Origin of the sequence: Paenibacillus sp. FSL M8-0334, assembly GCF_038000405.1 — a bacterium.
Lineage (GTDB): Bacteria > Bacillota > Bacilli > Paenibacillales > Paenibacillaceae > Paenibacillus_AQ > Paenibacillus_AQ campinasensis.
Map to the genome: position 1 here is coordinate 1,336,016 of NZ_JBBOCH010000002.1, position 16,876 is coordinate 1,352,891.

General features: G+C 55.8%; 15 protein-coding genes and 1 pseudogene. 13 read left to right on the top strand and 3 right to left on the bottom strand.

Translation table 11 applies throughout. From position 1 onward, the window contains the following. Nucleotides 1–27: 27 nt before the first annotated feature. From MKX64_RS20285 to MKX64_RS20295, 3 genes and pseudogenes are all read left to right on the top strand, one after another. Nucleotides 28–138, top strand: a pseudogene (locus MKX64_RS20285) (H-type small acid-soluble spore protein); the annotation flags it as partial. Nucleotides 139–396: 258 nt separating this feature from the next. Next, nucleotides 397–903 carry a GNAT family N-acetyltransferase gene (locus tag MKX64_RS20290; RefSeq protein WP_095398826.1) on the top strand — a complete coding sequence of 169 codons (507 nt, stop codon included), beginning with the start codon at nt 397–399 and terminating at the stop codon, nt 901–903. 157 nt (nt 904–1,060) lie between these two features. Further along, complete coding sequence (locus MKX64_RS20295; RefSeq protein WP_095266263.1) at nt 1,061–1,411, top strand: hypothetical protein; 351 nt, start codon at nt 1,061–1,063, stop codon at nt 1,409–1,411. A gap of 108 nt (nt 1,412–1,519) precedes the next feature. On the opposite strand, the gene MKX64_RS20300 is transcribed toward MKX64_RS20295, so the two are convergent. Next, on the bottom strand, nt 1,520–2,365 hold the full coding sequence (locus MKX64_RS20300; RefSeq protein ID WP_341037165.1) for a hypothetical protein: 846 nt from the start codon (nt 2,363–2,365) through the stop codon (nt 1,520–1,522). A 312-nt stretch (nt 2,366–2,677) separates the two neighbouring features. Here MKX64_RS20300 and MKX64_RS20305 point away from each other — a divergent pair, with 312 nt between their 5' ends. The 7 genes from MKX64_RS20305 to MKX64_RS20335 all read left to right on the top strand — a co-directional run bounded on the left by MKX64_RS20305 (nt 2,678) and on the right by MKX64_RS20335 (nt 11,578). Next, nucleotides 2,678–4,747, top strand: a complete 2,070-nt coding sequence (locus MKX64_RS20305) for a bifunctional aldolase/short-chain dehydrogenase (RefSeq protein ID WP_341037167.1) — start codon at nt 2,678–2,680, stop codon at nt 4,745–4,747. A gap of 84 nt (nt 4,748–4,831) precedes the next feature. After that, nucleotides 4,832–6,136 carry an L-rhamnose isomerase gene (gene rhaA / locus MKX64_RS20310; RefSeq protein ID WP_341037169.1) on the top strand — a complete coding sequence of 435 codons (1,305 nt, stop codon included), beginning with the start codon at nt 4,832–4,834 and terminating at the stop codon, nt 6,134–6,136. 52 nt (nt 6,137–6,188) lie between these two features. Then, nucleotides 6,189–7,667 carry a rhamnulokinase gene (locus MKX64_RS20315; protein ID WP_155618466.1) on the top strand — a complete coding sequence of 493 codons (1,479 nt, stop codon included), beginning with the start codon at nt 6,189–6,191 and terminating at the stop codon, nt 7,665–7,667. A 23-nt stretch (nt 7,668–7,690) separates the two neighbouring features. Beyond that, the gene (locus tag MKX64_RS20320; RefSeq protein ID WP_095266268.1) at nt 7,691–8,467 is read left to right on the top strand and encodes a DeoR/GlpR family DNA-binding transcription regulator; all 777 of its coding nucleotides are present in this window, start codon (nt 7,691–7,693) and stop codon (nt 8,465–8,467) included. 108 nt (nt 8,468–8,575) lie between these two features. Next, nucleotides 8,576–9,304 carry a (Fe-S)-binding protein gene (locus tag MKX64_RS20325; RefSeq protein ID WP_330164015.1) on the top strand — a complete coding sequence of 243 codons (729 nt, stop codon included), beginning with the start codon at nt 8,576–8,578 and terminating at the stop codon, nt 9,302–9,304. Next, nucleotides 9,301–10,818 (top strand): LutB/LldF family L-lactate oxidation iron-sulfur protein, encoded by a 1,518-nt coding sequence (locus MKX64_RS20330; RefSeq protein WP_341037170.1) that lies wholly within the window; start codon nt 9,301–9,303, stop codon nt 10,816–10,818. Before MKX64_RS20325 ends, MKX64_RS20330 begins: the two co-directional genes overlap by 4 nt. Continuing rightward, on the top strand, nt 10,808–11,578 hold the full coding sequence (locus MKX64_RS20335) for a LutC/YkgG family protein (RefSeq protein WP_341037172.1): 771 nt from the start codon (nt 10,808–10,810) through the stop codon (nt 11,576–11,578). The genes MKX64_RS20330 and MKX64_RS20335 overlap by 11 nt, the downstream gene beginning before the upstream one ends. 56 nt (nt 11,579–11,634) lie before the next feature. Here the strand turns inward: MKX64_RS20335 and MKX64_RS20340 are convergent, their stop codons facing one another. Continuing rightward, on the bottom strand, nt 11,635–12,495 hold the full coding sequence (locus MKX64_RS20340) for an SDR family oxidoreductase (protein WP_341037173.1): 861 nt from the start codon (nt 12,493–12,495) through the stop codon (nt 11,635–11,637). A gap of 261 nt (nt 12,496–12,756) precedes the next feature. On the opposite strand from MKX64_RS20340, the gene MKX64_RS20345 reads away from it, so the two are divergent. Together MKX64_RS20345 and MKX64_RS20350 are read left to right on the top strand one after the other, a co-directional pair. Further along, nucleotides 12,757–14,271 carry a UDP-N-acetylmuramoyl-L-alanyl-D-glutamate--2,6-diaminopimelate ligase gene (locus MKX64_RS20345; protein ID WP_341037175.1) on the top strand — a complete coding sequence of 505 codons (1,515 nt, stop codon included), beginning with the start codon at nt 12,757–12,759 and terminating at the stop codon, nt 14,269–14,271. 16 nt (nt 14,272–14,287) lie between these two features. Beyond that, nucleotides 14,288–15,406 (top strand): PQQ-dependent sugar dehydrogenase, encoded by a 1,119-nt coding sequence (locus tag MKX64_RS20350; protein ID WP_341037177.1) that lies wholly within the window; start codon nt 14,288–14,290, stop codon nt 15,404–15,406. A 124-nt stretch (nt 15,407–15,530) separates the two neighbouring features. Here MKX64_RS20350 and MKX64_RS20355 read toward each other — a convergent pair whose 3' ends face one another. Beyond that, nucleotides 15,531–16,175 (bottom strand): helix-turn-helix transcriptional regulator, encoded by a 645-nt coding sequence (locus MKX64_RS20355; protein WP_095266312.1) that lies wholly within the window; start codon nt 16,173–16,175, stop codon nt 15,531–15,533. A gap of 264 nt (nt 16,176–16,439) precedes the next feature. Here MKX64_RS20355 and MKX64_RS20360 point away from each other — a divergent pair, with 264 nt between their 5' ends. Beyond that, nucleotides 16,440–16,676 carry an indolepyruvate ferredoxin oxidoreductase subunit alpha gene (locus tag MKX64_RS20360; RefSeq protein WP_095266280.1) on the top strand — a complete coding sequence of 79 codons (237 nt, stop codon included), beginning with the start codon at nt 16,440–16,442 and terminating at the stop codon, nt 16,674–16,676. Nucleotides 16,677–16,876 lie beyond the last annotated feature (200 nt).

The following is a 16,876-nucleotide window of genomic DNA, read 5'->3' on the forward strand; positions in this document are numbered from 1 at the left end:
TCAGACCTGATGGAGGTAGAGACAAGGATGAACAAGCAACGTGCCCAGGAAATCGCCGCATCCCCGATTATGCACAATGTAACGCTGAGCGGGGTCCCTGTCTATATTCAGCATGTCGACGAACATACCGATACTGCCTCTGGGACAGCTTATCGAAGAATAGCAATACGCATGTGCAGCACATCCATCCGCCCCGAAGTTCCGGGGCGGATTTTTTACTATGTTGATTTCCCAAAAATCATAGGGGCAAGCGCGATCGGAAGTTCGCTCATTCCCCGGGAGCGGCATGCTTTGCTGGAGGCCAAGCACGGACGTTTGATATGAGCAGATTTGCCGAAGCTAAGCCTTCATTAATATGGTAAACTATTGTGAAATATAGATTAGGCGGGGATGAGGATGGAGATCAGACAAGCGGATATCCGTGATGCCGAAGGCATCGCCGTGGTTCATGTAGAGAGCTGGAGAACGACCTATAAAGGAATTGTGTCTGACGAGTATCTTCAGTCCTTATCAGCGGAGAAGCGGGTGGAGGGCTGGCGGCGCATGATGGCCAATCTGCGTGAGGATGAGGATGTGCTGGTCATTGCGGACGAGCATGGGAAGATCTATGGTTTTATGAGTTTCGGCATGGAGCGGGATAACAAACAGGCTGAGGACGGTGAGCTGTATGCCGTCTATTTACTGGAGGAAATCCAGGGGCAAGGCTGGGGAAGACAGCTGTTCAAGCGCATGGTTGATATTTTAAAGGCGAAAGGTTTCTCGACGCTGCTCGTCTGGGTGCTGGATGGCAACCCGGCGATTCAATTTTACCGTGCGATGGGCGGGGAAGTGACGAAGCAGAAGGAGATTGTCATCGGGGGCGAGACGCACCTCGAATATGCACTCAGCTGGCCCCAAATTTAAAAAACCAATCTACAGCAGTTTGAAAGCCGGCTTTCCGGAAGGAGCGGGTTTTATCGAATGGAAGCACTGCGGATTTTTCATCGGCTGGTCAAATAGCTATGCCGCCTTCTCTTCTAGGGGAATATAATACATAAACTCTGGGGGAGGAGGAATCATCGTGCAGCAAATTCCGCTTTCGGCAGATTCATGCAGAGGGTATGTCGGCAAACATGTATGCGCAGTGCTCCAAGACGGAACAGAAGTCGTGGGCACGTTGCGCGGCGTACATGACAAAGGCCTGGAGATCGAATTTGTGAATCCGACAGCCTCGGTATTGTCTGCCAAAGGCAAACAGGGCGGCCCTTCTAAAAAATCCAAATCATCCAAAGGCAGCAAAGCAGCAACCTCGGCCTTCGGTCCGGGATATGGATATGGTTACGGAGGTTACTCGCCATACTGGGGTGGCGGCAACTTCTTGGCCTGGGAAGCCATTGCCTTATTGTTCCTTATTCCGTTTCTGTTCATCTAAGCCAAAGGTGCGAAGCAAGCAGGGCATCCGGAGGGTTCTCCGGCTGCCCTGTTTTTTGATTGACTAAAGAGATCTGCCAGCATCATGAAAGGAATCACAAGAAGTCCGTCAGCCTGAATAGGTTGTATTCGAGGTATAGGTGCGCCGCATGAAAAGCGCAACAGGAATAAGCGCCACCAGGAAGCATAAAACCGCGGTTAATGGCAGAATGGCCCACTCGAATATGGACAATCCGAGCAGCGTCTGCCAGCCCATTGCGGCCAGCCCAAGCAGGAACGAGATGCCTGACAGATGAAGCATACGATGTCTTAACCGTCGATCATCTGCCGCTTTTCTCACGGATAGCCATGAGACCAAAGGCATGAACTGCAGCGCGTGGAATCCAATTCCGTGCAGCCAGATCATATTGCCGCCCGTCCCGATTTCACGTCCTTGATTCATCACAATCGCTATACCCGCAGCAAACGACAAGGTGATGGCAGCCATGGCATACCGAATCGCGATGGCCAATTCGGGATTCGCTTCATACACGCTGCGCTTGAAGTATTGAACCGCAGCCCAGAGGTAGAACAGGATGAGCAGAATAGCTACAACAGCAAAAACCGCCGCCATCGTGAGGTCAAAAACGCCGCCGCCTTGCGGAAAGCGGGGATTTACGCCCCGGAAATGCTGTACGGTCTCCACGAAATAGCTAAAGAGCGACAGCATAATATAGACGGATGTGAACACCATTTTCTTTCGTGAACTCATTCCCGAATACGGCATAATCATCGCTGTGGACAGCAAAAAAATGCCTAAAGCCGCATTGAACGAGAAGGCTTTGCCCACATCGCCGTCAGGGGCGACGGCCGCCCCGTTAACAAGGACCCACACCGCACATATTCCCGCCAGCAGCATGCCGAGCAGTCCGGTATAGATCAGCCATTGTTCCTGCTTCAATACATGGAATCGCATGTTCTTCCTCTCACCCTTCGCCTGATTTGATAACTTCACTTTAGCGTCGGCAAGCGCAGGGCTGAACGGTCTGAGGAATGAATATCGAAGGCGCTAAAGAAGGATTTGAGCTCATTCCAGAGACGGAGCAGCTACCCCGATCCCAGTCCAGGTTTATTCAAACAAACAAAAACGGAAGTTTTGAAATCGCTAACAACTGCTTATTAAGTTTTGTAATTCTTTAAAAATACACCTATTCAAAAATAAACGGGCGTGATAAGATACAAACAAATAAAACAAATACGATGTTTTGATGCGGAGGGAGAGACAAACATGGTTCAGAATTTATGGAAACAATCGAAGGCGGCACTGGCCAGCGGAACACTTGAGCAACTTGTCTACCGGTCCAATCTGATCGGCGCCGACCGGCGGGTGTGCAACTGGGGCGGGGGCAACACGTCCAGCAAAACGACGATCAAGGATTTTCGCGGCAGAGAGGTTGAAGTGATGTATGTGAAGGGCAGCGGCTCGGATCTGGCATCGATGAAGGCGGCCAACTTCACGGCGCTCCGGCTCGAGGACATCCGGCCATTGCTGGAGCGCGAATCGATGACAGATGAAGAGATGGTTGCTTATTTGGGACACTGCATGGTGGATGCGAAGCATCCGCGGGCATCGATCGAGACGCTGCTGCATGCTTTTCTGCCGTTCCCGCATGTGGATCACACCCATCCCGATGCGATCATCAGCCTCTGCTGTGCTCATAACGGGCAGGAGCTGGCTGCGGAAATTTTCGGCGACCGGTTTGTCTGGGTCCCTTATGTTCGCCCCGGGTTTACGCTATCGAAGATGATTGCGGAAGGCGTCAGAAACCATCCGAAGGCGGAGCTTGTGCTCATGGAGAAGCACGGGCTGGTCACCTGGGGGGACACCTCGGAAGCATGTTATGCCAAGACGATTGATATCATTAATGAAGCCGAAAGCTTTATCGCCGCCAGAAGCGAGGGCAAGGAGCCGTTCGGCGGACGGGTGGTCGAGGCGCTGCCGGCAGAGATCCGCAGGTCGCTCGCAGCCGAGATCATGCCGATCATCCGCGGCGCGGTTAGCGACAGCAAACGCATGATTCTGTCATTTGACGATGAGGCGGATGTGCTGGAATTTGTATGCGGCCGCGACGCTGCACAGCTATCCCAGGTTGGCGCAGCTTGCCCGGATCACCTGGTACATACGAAGATGACACCGCTTTTCATTGAGTGGACACCGGATCCGGAGGATAAGGCAGGACTTCGCCAGAAGCTGATCGAAGGCATACAGAATTACAAAAGCAACTACGAAGCCTACTTCCAGCGCAACCGGCATGAAGGCGACGTCATGTTTGAAGCCGCTCCGCGCGTCATTCTTATTCCTGGTATCGGGATGGTCAACACCGGGAAGAGCTGGGCGATGTCCAAAGTCAGCGGGGCGCTCTATCATCGGGCAATTGCTGTGATGCGGGGAGCGACGGCACTCGGGCAGTTTGTCTCGCTCAGCGAGAACGAATCCTACAATGTGGAATACTGGCCGCTTGAGCTGTATAAGCTGACGCTGGCTCCGGCCGAAGCGGAATTCTCGCGGCAGGTTGCCTTCATTACAGGCGGCGCAGGGGGGATTGGCAGCGCTACCGCCCGCCGGCTGGTGGCGGAGGGCGCCCATGTCGTGCTCGCTGATCTGAACGCGGAAGGGGCCCGAAAGGTCGCCGAGGAGATTAACGAGCAGTTCGGGGAGAACCGTGCGCTTGCCGTTCCCATGGATGTCACCGCTGAGGAAGCGGTGCAGGCGGCATACCGCGACAGCGTTCTTGCCTACGGCGGCATTGATATCGTGGTGAACAATGCCGGGCTTGCGACCTCCAGTCCGTTTGATGAAACGTCGCTTGAGGAATGGAATTTGAATATGAACGTGCTTGGCACCGGCTATTTCCTGGTGGCCAGAGAGGCGTTCAAACTGATGAAGCAGCAGGATATCGGCGGATGCATGGTGTTTGTCGGCTCGAAAAACTCCGTGTATGCAGGGAAGAACGCAGCGGCGTACAGCTCGGCCAAGGCGCTGGAGGCCCATCTGGCCCGCTGCATCGCTGCCGAAGGCGGGGAATACGGCATCCGGGTGAACACGGTGCTGCCTGATGCGATTCTTCAAGGATCGGCGATCTGGAATTCCGGCTGGCGCAATGAAAGAGCCGCCGCATACGGCATTGAGCCGGATGAGCTGGAGGAATATTACCGCAAGCGGACAACGCTTCAGGTCAACATTTATCCGCATGATATCGCTGAAGGGATTGCGTTTTTTGCATCGTCCAGGTCTGCCAAAACGACGGGCTGCCTGCTGACGATTGACGGCGGGGTTCCAGCCGCGTTTACAAGGTAAAGGCGGGCCAGCGGCAGCAGCAGGAATACTCGGCCTCGCCGCGAGTTTAATACATGTCATTATATGGCAAGGAGGCAAAGGGGAATGCGTGAGGATATTGTACGCAATTATGAAGCCGCCAAGGAGCTGTACGGCAAGTATGACATCGATGTAGATCAGGCTCTGCAAGCGCTGGAACAGATTAAAATCTCCATCCATTGCTGGCAAGGGGACGATGTGCGGGGCTTCCTGTTTCAAGATCAGGAGCTGTCCGGCGGCATTTCGGTGACCGGGGAATACCCCGGCGCCGCACGGACGCCGGCGGAGCTACGTCAGGACCTGGAGAAGGCGCTGTCGCTCATTCCGGGCAAGCATAAAGTGAATTTGCATGCGATCTATGCCGACACGGAGGAGAAGGTTGATCTGGATGAGCTTGCGCCGAGGCACTTTCAGACCTGGGTGGACTGGGCGAAGCAGCAGGGGATCGGGCTTGATTTCAATCCGACCTGCTTCTCCCATGACAAGTCCAAGGACGGCTTCACGCTCAGCCACCCGGATCCCGACATACGCCGCTTCTGGATTGACCACTGCAAAGCAGCGCGCAAGATCGGCGCTTATTTTGGAGAACAGCTGGGACAGACGTGCGTCACCAACATCTGGATTCCGGACGGCTACAAGGATGTGCCGGTAGACCGGCTGGCGCCAAGACAGCGGCTGAAGGAAGCGCTGGATGACATATTCTCCGAACCGCTCGATTCGGCAATCCATCTGGATGCGGTCGAGAGCAAGCTGTTTGGCATCGGATCGGAGGCGTATGTCGTCGGTTCCCATGAATTTTACATGGGCTACGGGATACAGAACAACAAGCTGATCTGTCTGGATGCCGGACATTTTCACCCGACGGAAGGCATCGCAGGCAAGCTATCGGCCCTGTCGCTGTTCACGGAAGGCATTCTTCTTCATGTGAGCAGACCGATGCGCTGGGATAGCGACCATGTTGTGACGATGGATGATGAGCTGATCGAGATCGGCCGGGAGCTGGTGCGAAATGGGCTGCTGGAGAAAACGTTCATCGGTCTTGATTTCTTTGATGGCAGCATCAATCGGGTCGCCGCCTGGGTCATCGGGACGCGCAACACAATCAAGGCGCTGCTGCGGGCGATGCTGGAGCCGACTGAGGCGCTCAGACAGGCCGAGCGCAAGGGCGATTATACAACGCGCCTGGCGCTGCTGGAGGAATTCAAGTCCTATCCGTTCGGAGCGGTATGGGATTACTACTGTGTGAAGATGGGCGTGCCGGTCAGGGAGCAGTGGCTGGAGGAAGTGAAGGCTTATGAGCAGCAGGTGCTGGTTCAGCGCGGACATCTTGAAGCTGAGCCTTCGGCTTTCGGCCTGAATGTTGGCCAATAAGGTGACTTGAGATCCAAGATCGACTCATGAAATGGAAGGAGGTTGTCTGCACTTGAGCGTGCTTGCATTTGATCTCGGGGCCAGCAGCGGTAGAGCGCTGATCGGCCAGTTGAAAGACCGAACGATCCGGGTGGAGGAGATTCACCGATTTCCGAACGAGCCGGTGCAGATTGGCGGCAGGCTGCACTGGGACATCCTGCGTTTATTCCATGAGCTGAAGCAGGGACTGCTCCGGACCAAAGCTTCGGGCATACAGGTGGAAAGCCTGGGGATCGACTCTTGGGCTGTCGATTTCGGTCTGCTCGACCAGCGGGGCGAGCTGATGGCCAATCCGTTTCATTATCGTGATTCGCATACCGACGGTGTGATGGAAAAGGTGTTTGAGACTGTGCCGGCGCAAGCGATTTTTGCCAAGACGGGCATTCAATTTCTGTCGTTCAATACGATTTACCAGCTTGCGGCGATCCGCCAATCCAGACCTTATCTGTTGCAGGAGGCCAGCCGCCTGCTCATGATTCCTGATCTGCTGCGTTACTGGCTGACTGGCGAGATGGCCAATGAGTTTACGAATGCAACCACGACCCAGCTGTTCAATCCTTCGCTGCAGCGCTGGGACCCGGAGCTGCTCAACAGCCTGCATCTCCCGTCTCACCTGTTCGAGCAGGTTGTCCATCCAGGCACGGAGACGGGCGCATTAAGAGCTGCCATCACTGGGGAGCTTGGCCTGCCGAAGATGAAGGTATATACCGTTGCCGAACATGATACCGCTTCCGCTGTTGTGGCGGTGCCGGCCCTGGAGCGGTCCTTTGCTTATCTGAGCTGCGGAACCTGGTCGCTGATGGGTACGGAGGTGGCGCAGCCGGTCATTCATGATCGTGCACGCGAGCTGAATTTTACGAACGAAGGCGGGGCATACGGCACGTACAGGCTGCTCAAGAACATTATGGGGCTGTGGATTTTGCAGGAATGCCAGCGGACGTGGCAGCGTCAGGGATTATTGTATTCGTATCCGGAATTGGTTATGATGTCGGAAGCGGAACCGGCGTTCTCCTGTTTCATCAACCCGGATGATCCGCTGTTTCTGCCTGCCGGCGATATGCCGCAGCGCATTGCAGCTTATGCCCGCCGGACCGGGCAGCAGGTGCCGCAAAGCCCTGGCGCGATCGTGCGCTGCATTATGGAAAGCCTTGCGCTGCAGTATCGGCATGTGCTGGAATGTACCGAGGAGCTGTCGAATCAGCGCTTCAGCGGTCTGCACATGGTAGGCGGCGGCATTCATAACGAGACGCTGTGTCAGTGGACGGCGAGTGCAATCGGCAAGCCGGTATGGGCCGGTCCGGCTGAGGGCAGCGCGATCGGCAATATGGCGGTTCAGTGGATCGCAAGCGGCGAGCTGTCGGACATATGGGAAGCGAGGGCGCTTATACGCGATTCTTTTCCTGTCACCATATACGAGCCTGCCGACAGGGAAGCATGGGAGAACGCATTCGGACGATTTTGCCAAATCACGAAATCGACAACCTATATATAAAGTAAGAAGGATGAGGCGGTATCATGCTGGTTGCGGAACGATATGAAAAAATAGTGCAGTTAGTCAACGAGAGAGGAAGCATTCGCGTCTCGGAGCTAAGCCACATCTGCGGCGTGACCGAGGAGACGATTCGCCGCGATCTCGATCGGCTGGAGGAGGCCGGAAGGCTTCGCCGCTCCCACGGCGGGGCGGTCAGCGTGAAGGATCAGCCGGCGGCTCAGCGGTCCCAGCCGGAAATCCCGTATGCGGAACGCGAGATTATGAACGCTGAGGAGAAGCGGCGAATTGCGGAGGAGGCTGTGAAGCTGATTCAGCCGAGTGAGCGCATATTGCTGGATGCAAGCTCCACGGCCTGGTATATGGCCCGGATCATTCCCGATGTGCCATTAACGGTGCTGACGAATTCGATCAAGGTGGCAGCGGAGCTTGGTCCGAAGGAGAAGATACAGGTCATTTCCACCGGCGGCATTCTTGCTGGTCGCTCCATGTCCTTTGTAGGGCCGCTGGCCGAGCGCTCGCTGGATGCTTATTACGTAGACAAGGCGTTTATCTCGTCCAAGGGCGTGCATATCGAGCGCGGACTTAGCGAATCCAATGAACTTCAGGCCAGAATCAAGCAGCGGATGATCGGCATGGCTGACGAGGTGATTGTGCTGGCCGATGCCAGCAAATTCGGGCTGCAGGCGTTCACCCAGGTCGCAGATCTGTCGCAGGTGCACCGAATCATTACAGACCGGAGACTGGCTGAAGCGGAGGCCGATTCATACCGAGAGCTCGGCATTATCGTTCAGTCCGTATAACTAGCGATCCCCCGGCATTGATCCGGGGGCTTTCATTATCTCTTCCAAGATCTATTCCAAGTTCAAGATGAATACCAACATTCCAATTCTGAAACGGGGGGATCTGCAGTGAAAATATCCCTGTTCGTCACTTGTCTAAGCGATGTTTTGTTTCCGCAGGTGGCGGAAGCGATGGCCAGATTGCTGGCCAGGCACGGTGTGAAGCTGGAGTTTCCGGAGGTCCAAACCTGCTGCGGGCAGCCGGCCTACAACAGCGGCTATTGGGAAGAGTCCCGCCAGAGCGCTCGCACGATCCTGGACGCCTTCGAGGACAGTGATTTTGTGATCGCTCCGTCCGGGTCATGTACACATATGATCCACCAGTATCCCGGCTTGTTTCGTGAGGACCCCGTCTATTGGGCCAAAGCGAAAGCGCTTCATCATAAAACCTATGAATTCACACAGTTTATGGTCCAGGTGCTGGGCGTCACGGATCTCGGCGCTCAATTTCCTCATAAAGTGACGTATCACCCTTCCTGCCACGGCAGCCGCCTGCTCGGTGTAAAGGAAGAGCCGATGGCGCTTCTCGGCAGTGTGAGGGGGCTTGAGCTGGTGCCGCTGCCGTATGCGGAAGATTGCTGCGGCTTCGGCGGGACATTTGCTATCAAAATGGCCGATATATCCGGAGCCATGGTGACGGAAAAAAGCGATCATGTGCTGGAGACGGAGGCGGAGGTGCTCGTGGGGCTCGACATGGCATGCCTGATGAACATCGCCGGCAATCTGCGCCACAGAGGGGAACAGGTGCGGGTCATGCACCTGGCAGAGCTGCTGTATGAGGGGGTGAGCCATACATGAGCAGAGCGGATGCAGGAGCTCAAACGGTCAAGGAGCGAGCCGGGCTGGCGCTGAACAACGAGTTTCTGCGCAGTGCGGTCCGCTTCACGACCGAGCGGCTTCGAAACGGCAAACAGGCGGCAACGGCGGAGCATGGCAACTGGGATGACTGGCGGGAGCGCGGGCGGCAAATCCGGCTGCATACGATCGCACATCTGGATTATTATTTGAACGCGTTTGCCGAGAATGCAAGAGCGAACGGGGCGTTTGTGCATTTTGCCGAGACAGCGGCGGAGGCGGTAGACATCGCGCTGACCATTGCCAAGCATAAGGCTGCCTCTTCGGTCGTCAAATCCAAGTCGATGGTGTCCGAGGAGCTTCATCTCAATCAGGCGCTTGAAGCCATTGGGGTGGAGGCCGTGGAGACGGATCTTGGTGAATATATTATTCAGCTTGCGAAGGAGACGCCTTCGCATATCATTATTCCGGCGATTCACAAGAACCGGTTTCAGATTGCCGAGCTGCTATCCAAGAAGGCAGGGGAGACGCTGCCGCCCGATACCGCGATTCTGGCCGGATTCGTCCGGATGAAGCTGCGCGAGAAGTTTCTGGAGGCGGATATCGGCATGACCGGCTGCAACTTTGGCATTGCGGAGACGGGATCGATGGTGCTGTTCGAGAACGAAGGGAACGCGCGAATGGTTACGACCGTCCCGAAGACGCAGATTACGCTGATGGGGATGGAGCGGCTGATTCCATCCTGGGCGGATCTGGAGGTGATGGCAACGCTTCTGCCCCGGTCGGCAACAGGCCAGAAGCTGACCGTCTACATGTCCGGAATTACCGGACCGCGCCGGAGCGAAGATGCAGACGGGCCGGACGAACAGCATATCATCATTATCGACAACGGCCGTTCGCTGCAGCTTGGCGATCCCGAATTCCAGGAGCTGCTGAACTGCATACGCTGCGGCGCATGCCTGAACGCATGCCCTGTGTACCGCCATATCGGCGGCCACGCTTATGGCGGAACCTACAGCGGCCCGATCGGAGCCGTGCTGACCCCGGCCTTGAAGGGCAACGTAGCCGAATGGGATGACATTGCGAATGCCTCCAGCCTTTGCGGGGCCTGCTATGAAGCCTGTCCGGTCAAGATCCCCCTGCATGATATGCTGGTCTACCTGCGGCGAAGAAAGAATGAGGCAGGCAGAGGCGACAAGCTGGAGACGGCCGGGATGAAAGGATTTGCGGCTGTGATGGGCAGCAGCGGCAGGTACCGCAGTGCGGTGTCGGCCCTGAAGCTTGGGCAGCGGCTGGTGGTCCGAAATGGAGAGATTCGTACCAGAATCGGCCCGTTAAAGGGCTGGAACAAATACCGGGTGACGCCGGCACTGCCGAAGCAAAGCTTCCGTGACCGGTGGGGAACGGTGGAGGCGGAGCTTCGCCGCGATGTGAAGGAAATGGCGCCTGAGACGGAAGCGAAGCTGCAAGCCTTGATCAGGCAGCGCAGGAACGGAGGGGATGAGTATGACGGCTAAACCGGGCGGGAACCCTATTGCAGCTGCGGCGCAATGGGCGGATCAGCTGGCAGAGCTGGAAGCCGCATCGCGCCGGAAGCAGGAGAAATTCATGAACGGCATCGCTGACCGGCTGGGCAGGGAGCGGATTCGTCAGCGGCCGGAGCATCCGTACCGGGGCGCACCGGAGGAATGGAGGCGCTTCGAATGGTCCGGGGAGGAGCGCATCCGCCAGTTCACCGCCAATTTCGAGATGGCAGGAGGCCATGTCGTTCATCTTGTCAATATGGAGCAGGCAGCAAGATTTATGGCCGACAAGTGTGCGGAAATGAGCGCCAAGACGCTGCTTAGGCAGCATGAACCGGCGCTGGAGCAGCTGGGCCTGGAACGGCTTCTGCCTGATTCGGAGATTCATGTTTGGAATGCGCATGAAGAGATGAATTGGCGAGCCATCGCTGCCAGGGCGGATATCGGGATTGTAATCGCCGACCATGCGGTGGCTTACACGGGCTCCTTGGTGGTGATGTCGTCGGAGCATAAGGGCAGAGCCGTCAGCCTGCTCCCGGCTGTGCTGATGGCTGTCATTCCGGTCGAGCGTCTGCGAACGCGCCTGGGAGAGGTGCTGGTCCGGCTGGATAAAGCGGGGCGGGAGCAGCTGCCCGCCGGCGTACATTTCATCTCCGGCCCGAGCCGCTCTGCCGATATCGAGAATGATCTTACCATCGGCGTTCATGGACCGGGCATTGTATATGCCATACTGGTGGATACGATAGAGCATTGACAGCCCGAAGGGGATTCCCCTTCGGGCCTTCTTACGCTTTCAGCAGGTATACTTCATCAAGGCTTCGATTTAGGCTTTCGCCCTTCCGCTAGCCGGTCCCACTGCTCAGAGGAAAGCTCGGACAGCTCGTTGAATTGCCCGGCTCCCTGGAGCCATTCCCCGCCATCGATCGTGATCACTTCACCATTGATATACGCGGCATAATCGGAGATGAGATAGGCGGCCAGATTGGCGAGCTCCTCCTGATTACCAAAGCGCCCGAGCGGGATATGCTTCACCATGCTCTCCACCAGCTCAGCTGTCGGTGTCAGGCGGGAGGCTGCCCCTTCCGTCGGGAAAGAGCCGGGAGCAATGGCGACCTGGCGAATGCCATAGCGGGCCCATTCGACGGCCAGCGAACGGGTCAATGCCACCACTCCAGCCTTGGCTGCAGCGGAAGGCACGACATAAGCGGAACCGGTGGAGGCATAGGTGGTCACGATGTTCAGCATCGTCCCGCCGCGCCCTTGCTCGATCCATCGTTTCCCAACCTCCAGCGTCGCATAGAAGGTGCCGTGCAGCACGATGTTCAGCACAGCATCTACTGCGCGCGGGGACAGGCGCTCCGTCGGGCTGATGAAATTGCCGGCTGCATTGTTGACCAGCACATCGATCCCGCCGTAATGCTGCTCTGCAGCTTCAACGAGCTCGCTGATTTGCGCGGGGTCACGGACGTCGCATATATCGTAGAACACCTCGCAGCCTTGCGCCCGCAGCGCATCTGCAGTTTCGGCCAGCACCTCCTTGCGCCGGCCGCATATGGCCAGTCTTGCGCCAAGCTGGGCAAATCGTTCCCCCATCGCCCGGCCGAGCCCGGTAGCCCCGCCGGTGATCAGAATGCTTTTGTCCTGCAGCAAATCCTCGCTGAAAGGTATCATTGTCCATCCTCTCCCATACGTTAATATGAACGGTCAAGCTTCTGATCCTTCGTCTTCTTTCGCGCAAAACATGCAAGCGTTTACTTTTTTTAGATTAACATGGATTGATATTCCAGTCACCCTATAGTTTGAGGGTTGTTTCAAGGACGGTGCTTCCGGTTAGGGTTTTAGTAAAGTTTGTTTAAAACGGAACCGACTCGTAAACGCTACAACCTATATCCCTAATGATTGTTTAATTACAGCAGGAGAGAGGGGCCCACAATGAATCTGAAGCTATTGACGGATCGGCTGCTTCTGAAAACGGTATACGGACCGGTATCACGGGAAATTACGAATCTGGATACGGATTCCCGCAATATTCGCCCTGGCGGGCTCTTCATCTGCATCCCCGGGTATCAGGTGGACGGGCATGATTATGCCGAGAACGCTATACATAACGGAGCGGCAGCCATCGTGGCCCAGCGGCCGATAGCTGTTCATCCGGGAGTTACGGTCATCCTCGTGCCGGATACGCGGCGGGTGCTGCCTATTTTGGCCAATGCCTTTTACGGCAATCCGTCTGGCAAACTGCGTCTGATCGGCATTACGGGGACGAACGGCAAGACAACAACGGCGCATATGGTTGAACATATCCTGAATGAGTCTGGCGTTCGTACAGGGATGGTCGGCACGCTGTATATGAGGTTTGGTGATGAAATGGAGAAGACCGTCAACACGACACCGGATGTGATCCAGCTCCAGCGCTATATGCACTCCGTTGCCGAGAAGGGCGGCGAGTGCGTCGTGCTGGAGGTTTCCTCCCACGGTCTTGATATGGGGCGGGTAAGAGGCTGCGACTTCCAGACGGTCGTGTTTACGAATCTGTCGCATGATCACCTCGATTTTCACCACACGATGGACAATTACCGCAACGCCAAAGAGCTGCTCTTCTCCCAGCTTGGAAACAGCGAACGCGACCTGATGAAAAAGGCGGTGCTGAATGCAGATGATGAAGCCTCCCGCTATTATGCGAAGCGCACCTCTGCACAGCCCATTACTTACGGCATTTGGAACAGCGCTGATATCATGGCGGAAGCGATCCGCTCTACCCCGGCAGGCATGGCCTTCAAGCTGGTGACGCCCTGGGGGAGCCGGCCGGTGATGCTCCCGGTTCCGGGCGAGCATAACGTCTATAATGCGATGGCCGCTGCTGCTGCCTGCCTGGCTGACGGCGTTTCGCTGGATGCGGTTCACTCGGCTCTGGAGCGATTTCCCGGTGTTCCGGGACGATTTCAGGAGGTGGATACAGGCAAAAGCTTCGGGGTGGTGGTCGACTATGCCCATAATCCCGACGGCCTGAAGGCCGTACTGCAGTCGGCGCGGCAGATTACCCAAGGGAAGCTGATCTGCGTTCTTGGTTGCCGGGGGGAGAGGGACCGCCGGAAACGGCCGGTCATGGCCCGAATAGCCTGTGCATATTCCGATTATGTAATCTTCACTTCGGACAATGCCTACAATGAAGATCCCGAGCGAATTTTGGCCGAGATGATGAGCGGGCTGAACGAGCAGGCGTATCAGAATTGGCAGGTCATTCCAGATCGTAAAGAGGCGATCCGCCGGGCGGTTGAGCTGGCCGGGGACCACGACAGAGTCATCATTATCGGAAGAGGCCATGAGACGAGCCTTGTGAAAGGCAATGAGGTGGACGTGTTCACAGACGAGGAGGCTGTGATACACTCACTACAAAGCTTCCATAGCGGGGCTGAAATGTCATCATCCGAGAAACCTTTTCATTAGAAAGGAGTGCATTGTAATGCCAAGTCGATTCCGCATGATAGGAGGACTCCTGCTGTCTGCAGCGCTGATCATCTCCGCCTGCGGTACGGAGGGTCCTTCACCTGCGCCAGGTCAGCGGGAATCCGGGGAGCAGCCGGTACCCGAGCAGCTTGCTCCGGCGCAGCCTGAGCCGTCGGGGGAGTACACCGTGCTGGCACAGAATCTGCGGACGCCCTGGGCGATGGATTTCCATGAGGAGACGGTCTATATCAGCGAGCGGGGAGGCCATATCGTGGAGCTGCACGACGGGAATATGAAGCGGCTGCCTGTGCAGACGGCTCTGCCTGTAACCGAGGTCGGGGAAGGCGGATTTCTCGGGCTCGTGCTGTCACCCGATTATGGCGACACGAAGCAGGCTTACGCCTATCACACGTATGAGCAGGACGGCGCGATTCTGAATCGGGTGATTCTGCTTGAGCAGCAGGAGGAGCAGTGGGCTGAAGTGGATGCATTGATTGAACGCATTCCTGGGTCGCAGATCCACAATGGCGGAAGAATGGCGCTTGGGCCGGATAATCATCTGTACATCGCAACAGGGGATGCCGGTGACGGCGCATTGTCCCAGGATGAAGCGAATCTGGCCGGAAAAATACTGCGCATGTCATTATCCGGGGAAATCCCGGCCGATAATCCGCTGCCGGATTCTTACGTATATTCTTTAGGCCACCGGAACCCGCAGGGGCTAGCCTGGAATGCGGAGGGCGAACTGTTCAGCACCGAGCATGGCCCGTCCGGCAATCCTGGCGGCCATGATGAAATTAACCAGATCATGCCTGGCGCGAACTATGGCTGGCCGGATGTGATCGGTGATGAAGCGATGGAGGGAACGATTCCGCCTCTGTATCATACCGGGGAGACGGCGATTGCCCCCTCTGGCGCTGCTTTTGACGAGCAAGGCTTGCTGGTAGCCAGCTTGCGGGGGCAGACGCTGTACCGCTTCGATCCGGAGGGCGGCGAGCTTGAGGTCGTTCTCGATCAGGAAGGCCGTCTGCGGGATGTGAAGGTTCAGGACGGGCGTGTATATGTCCTAACGAACAATACAGACGGTCGAGGCGTGCCGGGGGAAGCGGATGACCGATTGCTGCTTCTGCCTTAACGAAGGTGGAGGGGGTGTCCGGAGCCGCCCGGCGCTCGGCTGCATGCCATCCCTTGCCCAAAAGGCGTATACCGAAAAGCCCTGCCTATCGTATAGGCAGGGCTTATTCGTGGCATAACTGAAGTTATGCATGCTGGTTGGATTTTTGGCGTATGAGGTATGTGCATTTATTGTCGCCTTTGGCCAGACACTCGGTTCGGTCAACATCGGCGCCAAGCAGGCTCTGGAACAGCTCCAGCTCGCACCGGCACGCATGCTGGTACCGGTTGGCCACTTGGGAGATCGGACAATTGAGCTCCTCGATGACATATTCTTCATCGCTCAATTTCTTGTACTCGACCATATAACCGTTATCGTTCTGGATTTGGGCCAGAGCGGATACCCGTTCCTCCAGCTCTTCGCTGCTGACGGAATCGGCATATTTTTTGCGGAGTGAATCCTTTCGTTTATCGAACAGCAGCGAGATCATCTCGTCGCCGGCTTCCTGCTCCAGTTCAGTCAGAAGATCGAGGGCGAGCGCGTGATAGTTCCGGGGGAAGAAGTCCTCCGCTGCTTGTGTCAGGCTGTATAGGGAGACGGGTCTGCCCATCGGCTGCTTGACGATCCGGGCTTCGATATAGCCTTCGTTCTTCAGGCTCTCGAGATGCCGGCGCACCGCCATGCCTGTTATGCCCAGCCGTTCTGTAATATCCTTGGTGCTGAGCTCGCCGTCAACCTTCAACATTTGCATAATATATTCTCTTGTGCTGTAACCTGCTTCCCGTTCCATGTAATCACCACCTTCAATCTGGCTGAACAGATCCATATAGACGTATATAAGAACTGGTTCGTAAGTTTGTTTGTAGAGGGAAGGCAATATCCTGTGCCATCTGCCACTTTGCATGAATTGATGAGACAAGCTGTCATAATCTAGCGCCTATTTATATATTGTAGTATAAAAACTGCTTCAGGGACAGAGGAAGCTGGAGGAATACCTGTTTAACCACCGCTGGACATTCAATTATAGCGGAGAGAATGAGGGAGGGGTGATCAGATGTATGTGATCGGTGCGGCCTGCATTGATGAAAAGGCAGGAGAATGTGTGGATGTATGTCCGGTGGACTGTATCGAGGAAGGAGACGACCAGTTCTATATCGATACGGATATTTGCATATCTTGTGGAGCCTGTGAAGCCGCTTGTCCCGTTGCGGCGATTTTCTACTATGAAGAGTTGCCGGAAGACCAGAAACATTATTTCGACAAGGCGGTTCATTATTACAGCAGCAAGTAGCGATCGTTAGCCGCAAAGCGGAGATACAGGATAATGAGAGCAAAGAGACACGATGAGGACAGATGTCCATGAGTGAAAGAATCCTTCGTCTGATGATGGAGGATTCTTTTATTTTTTTGAGGGGGCGTTCCATACTGGGGTGGGTGTGTGCTTTTTATAACATGGTGAAAATAATTCAAATTGATGATGATAGGTATATG

What these genes read in the sequence shown, in the direction of transcription:
- MKX64_RS20290 (WP_095398826.1), top strand. Translation starts at nt 397, where the DNA reads ATGGAGATCAGACAAGCGGATATCCGTGATGCCGAAGGCATCGCCGTG.
- MKX64_RS20300 (WP_341037165.1), bottom strand. Translation starts at nt 2,365, where the DNA reads ATGCGATTCCATGTATTGAAGCAGGAACAATGGCTGATCTATACCGGA.
- MKX64_RS20305 (WP_341037167.1), top strand. Translation starts at nt 2,678, where the DNA reads ATGGTTCAGAATTTATGGAAACAATCGAAGGCGGCACTGGCCAGCGGA.
- rhaA (WP_341037169.1), top strand. Translation starts at nt 4,832, where the DNA reads ATGCGTGAGGATATTGTACGCAATTATGAAGCCGCCAAGGAGCTGTAC.
- MKX64_RS20320 (WP_095266268.1), top strand. Translation starts at nt 7,691, where the DNA reads ATGCTGGTTGCGGAACGATATGAAAAAATAGTGCAGTTAGTCAACGAG.
- MKX64_RS20330 (WP_341037170.1), top strand. Translation starts at nt 9,301, where the DNA reads ATGAGCAGAGCGGATGCAGGAGCTCAAACGGTCAAGGAGCGAGCCGGG.
- MKX64_RS20335 (WP_341037172.1), top strand. Translation starts at nt 10,808, where the DNA reads ATGACGGCTAAACCGGGCGGGAACCCTATTGCAGCTGCGGCGCAATGG.
- MKX64_RS20340 (WP_341037173.1), bottom strand. Translation starts at nt 12,495, where the DNA reads ATGATACCTTTCAGCGAGGATTTGCTGCAGGACAAAAGCATTCTGATC.
- MKX64_RS20345 (WP_341037175.1), top strand. Translation starts at nt 12,757, where the DNA reads ATGAATCTGAAGCTATTGACGGATCGGCTGCTTCTGAAAACGGTATAC.
- MKX64_RS20350 (WP_341037177.1), top strand. Translation starts at nt 14,288, where the DNA reads ATGCCAAGTCGATTCCGCATGATAGGAGGACTCCTGCTGTCTGCAGCG.
- MKX64_RS20355 (WP_095266312.1), bottom strand. Translation starts at nt 16,175, where the DNA reads ATGGAACGGGAAGCAGGTTACAGCACAAGAGAATATATTATGCAAATG.
- MKX64_RS20360 (WP_095266280.1), top strand. Translation starts at nt 16,440, where the DNA reads ATGTATGTGATCGGTGCGGCCTGCATTGATGAAAAGGCAGGAGAATGT.